We start from the raw sequence: 12,510 nt of genomic DNA, 5'->3' as shown, positions 1-12,510 counted from the left end.
CTGCGGGCCCCGTGCAATCGTGCGCACGCATACCGGCGCGGGGATGTGCGGCAAATTCAACACAGTATTGTTTTGCCCGCCCCTGAAAAAACTCCTCCGATCACTAGGTTGGATGCGTGAGCGCACAGGATCTGCCACTGGAACTTCGCCGTGCATTGTCGACGGTCGCGCGCGTGCCACGGCTCTTGGTCGCATCGGATTACGACGGGACGATCGCGCCCATCGTGTCCGATCCGGCCAAGGCTTATCCCCATCGGGAATCGGTGAACGCGCTACGCGCACTCACCGGACTGACCGGCACGACGGCCGCCGTGATCTCCGGCCGCGCGCTGCGGGATCTGGCCGCGCTGTCCCGGCTTCCGGTCGAGGTACAACTCATCGGCAGTCACGGGTCGGAATTCGATGTCGGCTTCGTCCATGCCATCGACAACGACGCCAAACATCTGCTGCAGGAGGTGACCACGGCGCTCACTCGGATCGCCGAGGAGAATCCCGGCGTCACGGTGGAGACGAAACCGGCGAGTATCGCGCTGCACGTGCGCAATGCGAGTCCGGAGATCGGCCGCCGCGCGCTGAACACCGTCCGGCAGGGCCCGGCGTGCTGGGTCGGCGTGCAGGTGACCGAGGGCAAAGAGGTCATCGAACTCGCGGTGGTGCCCACCGACAAGGGTTCCGCGCTCGACACCGTCCGGCACGAGGCAGGGGCATCGGCCGCGGTGTTCTTCGGTGACGACGTCACCGACGAGAAGGCGTTCCGCGTGCTCTCCGGTCCCGATGTCGGTATCAAGGTCGGTCCGGGCGAGACGCTGGCCAAGTTCCGGGTGGACAGCACCGAGGCCGTGTCCTGCGCGCTCGCCTTCCTGCTCGAAGAGCGGCGCACCTGGCTGGCAGGCGCGAGCGCGCCGCGGATCGAGCGGCTGACCATGCTGGCCAGCCCGCGCTCGGTGGCGCTGCTGACGCCCGACGCGACCGTCACGTGGTTCTGCCATCCCGAGCCGGATTCCGCGGCGGTGTTCGCCCACCTGCTCGGCGGACCGCAGGCCGGGCACTTCACCATCGCGCCGGAGCGACCGGGCCTGCCGCTGTCGCAGCGCTACGTCGACTGCACCATGACCGTCGAAACCCGTTGGGCCAGCCTGCAAGTCGTCGACTACCTGCCGCACGACGTGGCGCCGGACCGCACCGACCTGACCCGCGTCATCACCGGTGACGCGAAGGCCGTCGTCACCTTCGCACCGCGTCCGGAATTCGGGCAGGTGCCGGTGACCATCAAGTGCGGGCCGACCGGACTGCGGGTACTCGGCACCAACGATCCGATGGTGCTGCGCTCCCCCGGCGTCGAATGGGAGATCATCGACGACGGCGTGCACCACTCCGCGCGCGCGGTCGTCGATCCGTCCAAGGGCCCGGTCGTGCTGGAAATGCGCTGCGGGACCGCCGATCTGGCGCCCGCGATGACCAGCGAGGCGGATCGCCGCCGCGAGGCCGAGCTCTACTGGTCGCAGTGGGCGGGCACGCTCGATCTGCCGCCGCTCAAGCCCGATCTGATGAAGCGCTCCGCGCTCACCCTGCGCGGGCTCGTGCACCGGCCGTCCGGCTCGATCCTGGCCGCCGCGACCACCTCGCTGCCGGAAGACCTCGGCGGCGTGCGCAATTGGGACTACCGCTACTGCTGGCTGCGCGACGCCTCGCTCACCGCACAGGCTCTGGTCTCGCTCGGCTCGCTCACCGAGGCCGAGGAATTCCTCGACTGGGTGCACCGGGTGCTGGAGACGCTGCAGGGGCCGGAGCGGCTGCACCCGCTGTACACCATCTACGGCGAGACGCTGCCGCCCGAGGCATCGATCGATCAGCTGCCCGGCTACGCGGGCTCGCGCCCGGTGCGCGTCGGCAACGCCGCGAATATGCAGGTGCAGCTGGACGTCTTCGGCCCGATCGTCGATCTCATCGCGAGCCTGGCGCACGGTCGCGAGAAGAAGGGCATCACCGATCCCGCCAAGGCGCTGCCCGACGCGGACTGGGAACTGGTGCACGCCATGGTTTCCGCGGTGCAGCGGCGCTGGCAGGAACCCGACCACGGCATCTGGGAGATCCGCGGCAACCCGCGCCACCACGTGTACTCGAAGGTGATGGGCTGGCTGACCGTCGACCGCGCGCTGAAGCTGGCGCGCCGGTTCGAGCGGGCGGCCGATCCGGAGTGGGAGCTGCTGCGCGAGACCATCGCCGACGAGGTGAAGACGAAGGGCTGGAACGACGAGGTCCAGTCCTACACCGCCGCGTACGACGGCATTGATCTGGACGCCGCGACCCTGCACATCGGGTTGAGCGGGCTGATCGATCCGTCCGATCCGCGCTTCGCGGCGACCGTCGTCGCCACCGAGGCCGAGTTGCGCAGCGGTTCCACGGTGTACCGGTACCACCACGACGACGGGCTGCCCGGCGGCGAGGGCGGCTTCCACCTGTGCGCCGCCTGGCTCGTCGAGGCCTACCTGCTGATCGGCAAGCGCTCGGACGCCGAGGCGCTGTTCGCACAGCTGGTCGATGTCGCGGGGCCGACCGGGCTGCTGAGCGAGGAGTACGACCCGGTCGCCGAACGCTCGCTCGGCAACCATCCCCAGGCCTACAGCCATCTGGGTTTGCTGCGGTGTGCCCAGCTGCTCGGCAAGCCCGTCGAGGCGCTGCTCGTCTGACCTGACCGACCGGATGCCCACGAACGCATGCGTTCGTGGGCATTGTCGTCTGTCCCGGCTTTTCGATGGAGTTGGCTACTGCTAAAGTGAAACGGAAACGATTTCCATTATGATGTAGAGCACTGCCAGGAGTACGCGCGTGAGAACCCGATTCGCCATCAGAACCGCCGCCATCGTCGCGGGGGTGGCGACCGCGCTGACGCTCACCGCCTGTGGCAGCGCGAAGGATTCGGATCGGCCGACGGTCATCGCGTCGACCAACGTGTGGGGCAATATCGCCGCGACCATCGCCGGGCCCGACGCGAAGGTGGAATCGATCATCAGCGATCCCGGCGCCGACCCGCATTCGCACGAGACCTCGGCCGTGGAGTCCGCCAAGATCAGCGATGCCGACCTGATCGTCTACAACGGCGGCGGCTACGACGAATTCATCGAGAAGGCGGTGGCGGGCCGCAAGAAGCGCACCGTCGACGCCTACGACTCCCGGGCCGACCAGAACGGAAAGAACGAACACGTCTTCTACGACGTGAACACCGTCGGCGTGGTCGCCGACCGGATCGCCACGGCGCTCGGCGAGATCGATACCGCGCACGCGAAGAACTACACCGACCGCGCCGCCGCCTTCAAATCCCAGCTATCCGGCATCACCGCGATCACCGCGAAGTTCGCCGCCGACCACCCGAAAACCCCGGTGCTGCAAACCGAACCGCTGGCCTACTACCTGCTGCGCGCCGCCGACGCCCAGGATTTGACACCGCGCGAATTCCAGGAGGCAATCGAGCAGGAGACCGACCCGGCACCCGCCGCGGTGGCGGCCACCCGGGATCTGCTGACCGGCAAGAAGGTTCGCGCGCTCGTCTACAACGTGCAGACCCAGGACAAGATCACTCGCGACCTGCGCGGCGTGGCGCAGTCGGCCGGTGTACCGATCGTCGAGGTCACCGAAACACTGCCCGCCGACACGGATTACGTGCAGTGGCAGACCAAGAATGCCCAGGCGCTCGCCGCCGCGCTGAGCTGAGTTTCCATGATGAGGGACATGCCGAGAACTGAATCCACCGTGCCACGGCCGGGCTCCGATCGGAGTTCGGCCGTTCGGCTGGACGGTGCACGACTGGCGTTCGGCGACCGAACACTATGGCAGGGACTGGATCTCGATATCGCGCCCGGCGAGTTCGTCGCGGTACTCGGGCCGAACGGGTCAGGAAAGACCTCGCTGCTGAAGGTGCTGCTCGGTCAGCTCGGGCTCAGCGGCGGCACCGCGACCATCGCCGGATCACCCGCGCGGACCGGTAATCCGGATATCGGCTATGTGCCGCAGCAGAAGACGATCGATGCGGGCGTGCAACTGCGCGGTGTCGACCTGGTCGGGCTCGGCGTCGACGGGCACCGCTGGGGACTCGGGCTGCGCGCGCGTGCCGAACGCAAGCGCAAGGTGGCCGCCGCCATCGCCGATGTCGGCGCGGAGAAATTCGCCCATGCGCCACTGGAATCCATGTCCGGCGGCGAACAGCAGCGGCTGCGGGTCGCGCAGGCATTGGTCGGCGATCCCAAGGTACTGCTCTGCGACGAACCGCTGCTCAGCCTCGATCTGGCCAACCAGCGCCTGGTCGCCGAACTGATCGACAAGCGCCGCCGCACCAGCGACACCGCGGTGCTCTTCGTGACCCACGAGATCAATCCGATTCTGCCGCTGGTGGATCGGGTGCTGTACCTGGTCGACGGCAAATTCCGGATCGGCACCCCCGACGAGGTGATGACCTCCGAGGTCCTGTCCGAGCTGTACCGCACCGAGGTCGATGTCCTGCGCGTGCGCGGCCGCCTGGTCGTCGTCGGCACCGGCGACACCATGGACGCCCTCGGCGAAGCGGGCGCCCACTGCCACGGCAACCACGGACCCAACGGATACGGTCCGCGCACGATGACCGAAACAGCGCCCGAAACCCTCAGCACACCTGCCGAATCCGGCGTGCGGCGCGACGCGAACGGGGTGCGGGCGTGATCGACAAGCTTTCCGATGTCTTCTCGAAGATGCTCGACTTCTCCACGACGGCCAACCTGCTGTCCTACGACTTCGTGCAGCAGGCGGTGCTCGCCGCGGCGCTGCTCGGGTTGCTCGCCGGGGTGATCGGGCCGCTGATCATCAGTCGGCAGATGTCGTTCGCGGTGCACGGGACCAGCGAGCTGTCGCTGACCGGCGCGGCGGCGGCGCTGCTGGCGGGCGTGGGGGTCGGGCTCGGCGCGATCGCGGGTTCGGTGGTCGCCGCCGTGCTGTTCGGCGTGCTCGGAACCCGTGCGCGGGAACGCGATTCGGTGATCGCGGTGGTGCTCTCGTTCGGACTCGGGCTTTCCGTGCTGTTCCTCTGGCTCGGCCCGGATCGGGCGGGTTCGAAGTTCTCGCTGCTCACCGGCCAGGTGGTCAGCGTCGGCAACAGCGGACTCGCGCTGCTGATCACCTGCACGGTCGCCGTGCTCGCGGTCCTCGCGATCGTCTACCGCCCACTGCTTTTCGCCAGCTCCGACCCGGAAGTCGCGGTCGCCCGCGGTGTTCCGGTGCGCGCGCTGTCGATCGTGTTCGCGGTCATGCTCGGCGTCACCGCCGCCTTCGGCGTCCAAATCGTCGGCGCCCTCCTGGTGCTCGCCCTGCTGATCACGCCGGCCGCAGCGGCCGCCCAGCTCACCGCGAACCCGGTCCGCGCGACGGTTCTGGCGGTGGTATTCGCCGAAACAGCCGCGGTCGGCGGCATCCTGCTGTCCCTCGCTCCCGGCGTCCCGGTCTCCACCTTCGTCACCGCCATCTCGTTCACCATCTACCTGGTCGCCCGCGTCGTCGGCGCCCGCCGCCGCCAACTCGCCCGCACCCGCTGACCCGCCCTCCGCCGTGTAGCGATTTCGGCGCCGCGCGCTCCTCCAGGCCGCCACTCGCACGACGGTAAGACCATTGTGGGCGGGTGCCTTCAGTTGGGTGGGTCACGTTTCGTATGCTCGGGGGACGCGAACGACGAACGAATGGTGACCAACGATGATCGACTTCTCGATTCCTGCCGCACTCGCCGCCGAACGCGATCGCGTCCGGCAGTTCGTGATCGACAAGATCGTGCCCTTCGAGCGGGATCCGCGGCTCACGTCGCACGGGCCGACCGATGAGCTGCGGCAGGAACTGGTCGAGCTCGCGCGGGCGGAGAAGCTGCTCACCGTGCAGGCGCCGGAGGCATTCGGCGGGCGCGGGCTGACCCACGTCGAGCAGGCGGTGATCTACGAGGCGGCGGGCTGGTCGACGCTCGGCCCGGTCGCGATGAACTGCGCGGCGCCGGACGAGGGCAATATGTACCTGCTCGGCAAGATCGCCAACGCCGAGCAGATCGAGCGCCATCTGCTGCCCGCCATCCACGGCCATCAGCGCACGGTCTTCGCGATGACCGAACCCGACGGCGCGGGCTCTGACCCGAATCAGCTGGCCACCGAGGCCGTTTTCGACGGCGAGAACTTCACCATCAACGGCCGCAAATGGCTGATCACCGGCGCGAACGGCGCCAAGACCTGGATCATCATGGCGCGAGTCGCGCCGAATCCGCACCTGCCGGAGGGCCCGACGCTGTTCCTGACCGACGGCGACCGGCCTGGCATCATCGTCGAGCGCACCATGAACACCATGGACCGCAACTATGTCGGCGGTCACGGCGTCGTGCGCTTCGAGAATCTGACGCTGCCGAAATCGGCACTGCTCGGCGAGACCGGTCAGGCGCTGCGCTACGCCCAGTTGCGGCTGGCGCCCGCCCGGCTCACCCACTGCATGCGGTGGCTCGGCGCCGCCGAGCGCGTGCAGAGCATCGCCGCCGACTACGCCAAGACCCGCACCGCGTTCGGCAAGCCGATCGGCGAGCACGAAGGCGTCTCGTTCATGTTGGCGGACAACGAGATCGCGCTGCACCAGTGCAGGCTCACCATCTGGCACGCCTGCTGGCTGATGGACCAGGGCGAGAAGGCGCGGCACGAGAGCTCGATCGCCAAGGCCTTCGTCTCCGAGGAGCTGTTCAAGGTCACCGACCGCTGCGTCCAGGTGCTCGGCGGCATCGGCATCAGCGATGAGACGGTCGTCGAAATGATCTTCCGCGATATGCGCGCCTTCCGCCTCTACGACGGCCCCACCGAAGTCCACAAGTACGCGATAGGCCGCAAAATCTTGCGGTAATTCGACCCACGCCGCGCTCGACTTGGCCCCGATGAGCACACTCAGGCGCAACCGCCAAAGCACCGCGCACCCCGTCCGGAGCGAGTCTTACGAGCGACCGTTGGCGGCCCGTCTCGCATCCGAGCGGCCGAAGCGCATGCGCCGCAGGCGCGAGTCTCGGCCGCTCGGATGCGAGACACAGGGGGCCGCCAACACGCAGCGCCGCAGGCGCTGCCAATTAGACACAGGAGGCGGCGCAATTGAACACATACGCGACTACGATCCGTGGCATGAGTTCGGAATTGCTCGTCGATGTCTCCGCGGGCATCGCCGTGCTCACGCTCAATCGGCCCGCACAGCAGAACGCCTTCACGCCCGCGATGGCGGCGGAGTTGAGTTCCGCGCTACAGCGGTGCGATGCCGAGGACACCATTCGCGCCGTCGTGATCACCGGGACGGCGCCCGCGTTCTGCGCGGGCGCCGATCTGTCCAACCGGGTCGGCGATGTCAGCGCGACGATCGATCCGCCGCCGTGGCGGGTGCGTAAACCGGTGATCGCGGCGGTGAACGGCCACGCGGTCGGCATCGGGCTCGCGCTGGCACTGCAGTGCGACCTGCGCTATATGGCGCGCGACGCGGTGTACGGCCTCAACCAGGTGCGCCGCGGCGTACTCGCCGACGGCTACGCGCACTGGACGCTGCCGAGGCTGGTCGGCATGGCCAATGCCGCCGACATCATGCTGACCGGGCGCACCTTCGACGGCGAGGAGGCCAAGGCGATGGGGCTGGCCAACGGCTGCCTCGCCGCCGGTGAGGTGCTGCCGACCGCGCTCGCCATCGCACACGACATCGTCAACGGCTCGGCGCCGCTGCCGGTCGCGCTGTCCAAGCGGCTGCTGTGGGAGGGCATCGAGATGAGCCCGGCCATGGTCGGGCAGTTGGAAACCGACCTGAACGAGCACGTCAGCAAGAGCGTCGACGGCGACGAGGCGATGGCGGCGTTCCGCGATCGCAGGCAGCCGAACTGGACGGGCAGCATCAGCGAGGAATGGCCCGCCTGGGACAGCAAGCCCGAGCGGCCCAGCCTGGACTGACCCGGCTTGGCTCAGGCCCGGCCGCCGATCAGGATCAGCAGGAACAGCACCGCGAGCACGATCATCAAGATCGTGCCGATGACACCGAGGGTGTATCCGACGATCACCTGGGTCCGGCCGCCGTACGCGCCGCCGGACTCCTCGATCTGATCCAGCGCCCGCTTGCCGAGTGCCCACGCCACCGGCCCGAGCACACCACAGCACAGCAGGCTGGCCGCCCCGAGAAACAGCACGGCCGTCGCATTGGGATGCTCGACCGGCGGCCCCGGCGGCTGGTTGGGTATGACCACGAGCCGAATTCTACGGGGATGTAGTCGATTTGCCGCCTAACAGCCGCGGCCGATTCGGGTTCGACGTCGCCACCGGCCTCAGCTCCGCCATCGCGGAGCGCTGAACACCGAATTGCGTTTCGCGACGACTGATTTCGTGAGCACATGGGTAACTCACCGGGGACGCCCAAAGCTCGGCACGCAGCCGACCGCCGGCCGCGAACGGCGGCCTGGCGGCACTCGGTCTGGCCTAGATACGCGGGGAGGCGGGCGAGCGACGTTGGCGAGCGATCTCCGAGAGCACGACGCCCGCGGCCACCGAAGCGTTCAGCGACTCCACCGGACCGGCCATCGGAATGCTGAGGATCGAGTCGCAGGTTTCGCGGACCAGACGGGATAGGCCCTTGCCCTCGGAGCCGACCACGATGACGGTGGGTTCGCTGCCGTCGAAATCGTCGAGGGTGGTGTCGCCGCCCGCGTCGAGGCCGACGACCTGGATGCCCTGGCTCGCCCAATCCTTCAGCGTGCGAGTCAGATTCGTGGCGCGGGCAACCGGGAGCCGAGCGGCGGCGCCCGCACTGGTGCGCCAGGCCACCGCGGAGACGCTCGCGCTGCGGCGCTGCGGGATGAGCACACCCTGCCCGCCGAAGGCCGCCACCGAGCGGATCACCGCGCCGAGGTTGCGCGGATCGGAGATGTTGTCCAGCGCGACGAGCAGCGCGGGCTCGGCCGAGCCGCGGACCCGGTCGAGCAGATCGTCCGGATGGGCGTAGCGGTACGGCGGCACCTGCAGCGCGAGGCCCTGGTGCATTCCGTTGGCGCTCAACCGATCCAGGTCGCCGCGCGGCACCTCGAGGATGGAGATGCCCGCATCGGCGGCCATCTTCACGCTCTCGGTGAGCCGCTCGTCGTTCTCGGTGCCGACGGCGACATACAGCGCCGTCGCGGGCACACCGGCGCGCAGGCATTCGACGACCGGGTTGCGGCCGAGCACCATCTCCGGGCTGTCGTCGCTCTTGCGGGTCGCCGTACGCGCACCGCCGCGCGGGTTCGAACGGCCCTGTGCCTGTTCGGCTTTCGCCTTCAGCTTGGCACGCTTGGCGGCAGGGTGCTTGGTCCGCGCCTCGGCGGGCGGTGTCGCACCGCGACCTTCGAGGCCGCGCCTGCGCTTACCACCCGAGCCGACAACGGCACCCTTCTTGGTGCCGCCCTTGCGAATAGCTCCTTTTCGCTGCGAATTCCCTGCCATCAGTCCGCCTTCCGTGTCTGTTGACGGCGTCCGCGGGGCCCTTCGTGGTTACGCACGCTGCCGCCTCCTGGCCCGTCGCTCCCGCCGTGTGGAGTGCCCAGCGACCACTCGGGACCGTTCTGGGTATCGGTCACTTCGATTCCGGCGGTCTGCAACCGGTCCCGCACCGCGTCGGCGGCGGCCCAATCCTTGTCCGCGCGCGCCTGCTGGCGGCGGTCGAGTTCGGCGCGCACCAGCACATCGAGTGCGTCCATGGTGTGCGAGGAGTCCTGCTCGGTGTGCCAGTGCGGGTCGAGCGGGCAGACGCCGAAGATGTTCAGCATGGCCCGCACCTGGCCGCACAGGTCGCGCGCGGTATCGAGATCGCCCGCGTCGAGCGCCTTGTTGCCCTCGGTCATCACGCGGTGGATCTCGGCCAGCGCGCGCGGCACCGCGAGATCGTCGTCGAGCGCCTCGGCGAAGGCGTCGGTCCACTTACCGACCGGCACCTCGCCCGCCCGCTCGATCACCCGGTGCACGAATGCCTCGATGCGCTGGTAGGACTGGGCGGCGTCGTTGAGCGCCTTATCCGAGTACTCCAGCATCGAGCGGTAGTGCGCGCTGCCGAGGTAGAACCGAAGTTCAACGGCGCGAACACGTTTGAGCACATTCGGCACCGAGAGCACATTGCCGAGCGACTTGGACATCTTCTCGCCGCCCATGGTCACCCAGCCGTTGTGCATCCAGTAGCGGGCGAAACCGTCACCGGCGGCCTTGGATTGGGCGATCTCGTTCTCGTGGTGCGGGAACACCAGATCCATACCGCCGCAATGGATGTCGAATTCCGGGCCGAGGTAGAACTCGGCCATGGCGGAGCATTCGAGGTGCCAGCCGGGGCGGCCGGGCCCCCACGGCGACGGCCAGGTCGGCTCGCCGGGCTTGGCCGCCTTCCACAGGGTGAAGTCGCGCTCGTCGCGCTTGCCCTCGCCGAGGCTGCGGCTCTCGCCCTGGTGCACGTCGTCGAGCCGCTGGCCCGAGAGCTGGCCGTAGGCCGGGTAGCTCTGCACGTCGAAGTAGACGTTGCCCTCCGAGGCGTAGGCGTGGCCACGCTCGATGAGGCGCTGCATCAGGTCGACCATCTGGGTGATGTGACCGGTGGCCCTCGGCTCCGCGGACGGCGGCTGCACGCCGAGCAGGTCGTATGCCTTGTCGAAGGCGCGCTCGTAGGTGGCGGCCCACTCCCACCACGGCCTGCCCGCCTCGGCGGACTTGGTCAGCACCTTGTCTTCGATATCGGTGACGTTGCGGATGAACCAGACGTCGTAGTCGTGCGCCTGCAGCCAGCGCCGCAGCACATCGAAAGCGACTCCGCTGCGCACATGGCCGATGTGCGGTTCACCCTGAACCGTTGCGCCACAGAGGTACACCGATGCGCGGCCGGGGACCAGTGGCGCGAAGTCGCGCAAGGTCCGCGTGTCGGTGTCAAACAGGCGCAGAGTCACGGAAACCCATCCTAGCTGGTATATGTACCGCACTTGCGCCCCGGCCGACGTCCGGGACAGCAGTGCGGTATACGACAGGAATCGAGTCGCGACGTACGAACACCGGGCGCCGCGACACGCGTATTTCGCACGCGGCGGGGCCCGGCGTTAACCCTGTCTATCCGAGAACGGGGAAATTGGCGCGAATCACATTGTGCGGATCGCGGGCGCGCTTGATCGCGCGCAGCCGATCCAGCGTCGCCGGATCGAAGGCAGCGGCGGCGCTCTCCCCCGGCGCCAGGAAGGTGTAGGGCTTCGATCCGGTGATGTGCGCGCCGAGATCGTCGACGATTTCGGCGAATCTGGCGCGGGCGCCGTCGGCCAGCGGCGGCAGGCCGGGGCCGAGCAGGTACAGCGCGTACGGCTCCGTAATCGGCCCGCGCGCACCGCCGTCCGCGCGGGTTTCGGCGAGCGCGCCACCGAGGCCACGGATCTGGATGTTGATCAGCGGCGCCACCGGTGCTTCGATCAGCGTCTTGACCACGGCATCACCGAGATCGGTGAGCAGCTCGCCGCGCGAGAGCGACGGGGTCGGGTCGGTGGGTTCCGCGGTGATCTTGCCGATCTGCGCAGGGGTCAGCTCGCCGCGGGTATCGGCGAGCACGCCGTCGATCGCGTCGAGACGGGCGGTCCGCGCCCGGCCCTCCTCCGGATCGCCCAGGTAGGCGAAGTCGATGGCGACGGACGGCGCGAGGCCGGGAATCTGGTAGCGCTGCAACCACACCGAGAGTTCGTTCGGCGCGTCGGCGGTGAGCTCGGTGAACAGCTCGAACACCGCGCGGGTGCGCTCGGCGGGCCACATCACCCGCCCGCCGTACAGGCGCGGCAGCTCGACCAGATCGAATTCGAGCGCGGTGACCACGCCGAAATCACCGCCGCCGCCGCGCAGCGCCCAGAACAATTCGGAATCGGACTCGCCGGTGATCCGGGCCCGGCGGCCGTCGGCGTCGACGATCTCGAAGGCGCGCACCGCGTCCGAGGCCCAGCCGTACTTGCGGGCGAACCAGCCGAAGCCGCCGCCGAGGGTGTAGCCGGTGATGCCGACCACCGGGTTGCTACCGGATCGCCCGGCCAGTCCGTGCGCCGCGGCCGCGGCCTGCACCCTGCCCCACTGCGCGCCGGTGCCGACGCGCGCCACCCGGCGCTCGGCATCGATCTCGATACCGTCGAGGCGGCCGGTGCGGATCAGGATCGCGTCATCGATATCGCCGGTCGCGCCGTGCCCGGTCGGCTGGGTGACCACTCGGCGGCCGGTCTGACGAGCGTGCTCCAGCGCGACGGCCACATCGAAGTCGTCGGCGACCTCGACGACCGCGGCGACCGACTGCGAAATGGCCAGGTTCCAGGGGCGCGCCGCCTGCTCGAATCCGTCGTCACCCGGCAGCAGCACCACGCCGTGCACCGCGCTGCGCAAACCCTGAATACTCATTACCCGCACCCTCGATCGCTGTTGTCTTCGTCGTTGCTACCTGATTGACGCAGCAGGACGGACAAGTGTGACACCGCGATTCGCGCGG

Annotated in this window: 10 protein-coding genes; 6 read left to right on the top strand and 4 right to left on the bottom strand. The window is 68.7% G+C overall.

Annotated features, from left to right (window positions below):
• The first annotated feature begins 116 nt into the window (after positions 1-116).
• From otsB to ACIG5A_RS15665, 6 genes are all read left to right on the top strand, one after another.
• Positions 117-2,690 (top strand): trehalose-phosphatase, encoded by a 2,574-nt coding sequence (gene otsB / locus ACIG5A_RS15690; RefSeq protein WP_397240905.1) that lies wholly within the window; start codon positions 117-119, stop codon positions 2,688-2,690.
• Between the two features lie 139 nt (positions 2,691-2,829).
• The gene (locus tag ACIG5A_RS15685; protein WP_397240904.1) at positions 2,830-3,711 is read left to right on the top strand and encodes a metal ABC transporter solute-binding protein, Zn/Mn family; all 882 of its coding nucleotides are present in this window, start codon (positions 2,830-2,832) and stop codon (positions 3,709-3,711) included.
• Between the two features lie 18 nt (positions 3,712-3,729).
• Positions 3,730-4,692 (top strand): metal ABC transporter ATP-binding protein, encoded by a 963-nt coding sequence (locus tag ACIG5A_RS15680; protein WP_397240903.1) that lies wholly within the window; start codon positions 3,730-3,732, stop codon positions 4,690-4,692.
• A 29-nt stretch (positions 4,693-4,721) separates the two neighbouring features.
• Positions 4,722-5,558 carry a metal ABC transporter permease gene (locus tag ACIG5A_RS15675; protein WP_397241796.1) on the top strand — a complete coding sequence of 279 codons (837 nt, stop codon included), beginning with the start codon at positions 4,722-4,724 and terminating at the stop codon, positions 5,556-5,558.
• 154 nt (positions 5,559-5,712) lie between these two features.
• Complete coding sequence (locus ACIG5A_RS15670) at positions 5,713-6,882, top strand: acyl-CoA dehydrogenase family protein (protein ID WP_397240902.1); 1,170 nt, start codon at positions 5,713-5,715, stop codon at positions 6,880-6,882.
• Between the two features lie 269 nt (positions 6,883-7,151).
• Complete coding sequence (locus ACIG5A_RS15665; protein WP_397240901.1) at positions 7,152-7,955, top strand: enoyl-CoA hydratase/isomerase family protein; 804 nt, start codon at positions 7,152-7,154, stop codon at positions 7,953-7,955.
• 11 nt (positions 7,956-7,966) lie between these two features.
• On the opposite strand, the gene ACIG5A_RS15660 is transcribed toward ACIG5A_RS15665, so the two are convergent.
• The 4 genes from ACIG5A_RS15660 to ACIG5A_RS15645 form a co-directional block, all read right to left on the bottom strand.
• A complete protein-coding gene (locus ACIG5A_RS15660; RefSeq protein ID WP_397240900.1) occupies positions 7,967-8,245 on the bottom strand; it encodes a DUF4190 domain-containing protein in 279 nt (92 codons plus the stop codon).
• Positions 8,246-8,474: 229 nt separating this feature from the next.
• Positions 8,475-9,473 carry a 23S rRNA (guanosine(2251)-2'-O)-methyltransferase RlmB gene (gene rlmB / locus ACIG5A_RS15655; protein ID WP_397240899.1) on the bottom strand — a complete coding sequence of 333 codons (999 nt, stop codon included), beginning with the start codon at positions 9,471-9,473 and terminating at the stop codon, positions 8,475-8,477.
• Complete coding sequence (cysS, locus tag ACIG5A_RS15650) at positions 9,473-10,954, bottom strand: cysteine--tRNA ligase (protein ID WP_397240898.1); 1,482 nt, start codon at positions 10,952-10,954, stop codon at positions 9,473-9,475. The genes rlmB and cysS overlap by 1 nt, the downstream gene beginning before the upstream one ends.
• Before the next feature lie 157 nt (positions 10,955-11,111).
• Positions 11,112-12,422, bottom strand: coding sequence for an FAD-binding oxidoreductase (locus ACIG5A_RS15645; RefSeq protein WP_397240897.1), 1,311 nt, complete (start codon positions 12,420-12,422; stop codon positions 11,112-11,114).
• Positions 12,423-12,510: the final 88 nt, after the last annotated feature.

It is taken from the genome of Nocardia sp. NPDC052566, assembly GCF_044547285.1.
In the GTDB taxonomy this organism is placed as follows: Bacteria; Actinomycetota; Actinomycetes; order Mycobacteriales; family Mycobacteriaceae; genus Nocardia.
The sequence above is the reverse complement of the archived record's forward strand: the minus strand, read 5'-3'. Positions and strand labels throughout refer to the sequence as shown.

What these genes read in the sequence shown, in the direction of transcription:
- ACIG5A_RS15675 (WP_397241796.1), top strand. Translation starts at nt 4,722, where the DNA reads ATGCTCGACTTCTCCACGACGGCCAACCTGCTGTCCTACGACTTCGTG.
- ACIG5A_RS15645 (WP_397240897.1), bottom strand. Translation starts at nt 12,422, where the DNA reads ATGAGTATTCAGGGTTTGCGCAGCGCGGTGCACGGCGTGGTGCTGCTG.
- ACIG5A_RS15665 (WP_397240901.1), top strand. Translation starts at nt 7,152, where the DNA reads ATGAGTTCGGAATTGCTCGTCGATGTCTCCGCGGGCATCGCCGTGCTC.
- ACIG5A_RS15670 (WP_397240902.1), top strand. Translation starts at nt 5,713, where the DNA reads ATGATCGACTTCTCGATTCCTGCCGCACTCGCCGCCGAACGCGATCGC.
- ACIG5A_RS15680 (WP_397240903.1), top strand. Translation starts at nt 3,730, where the DNA reads ATGCCGAGAACTGAATCCACCGTGCCACGGCCGGGCTCCGATCGGAGT.
- rlmB (WP_397240899.1), bottom strand. Translation starts at nt 9,473, where the DNA reads ATGGCAGGGAATTCGCAGCGAAAAGGAGCTATTCGCAAGGGCGGCACC.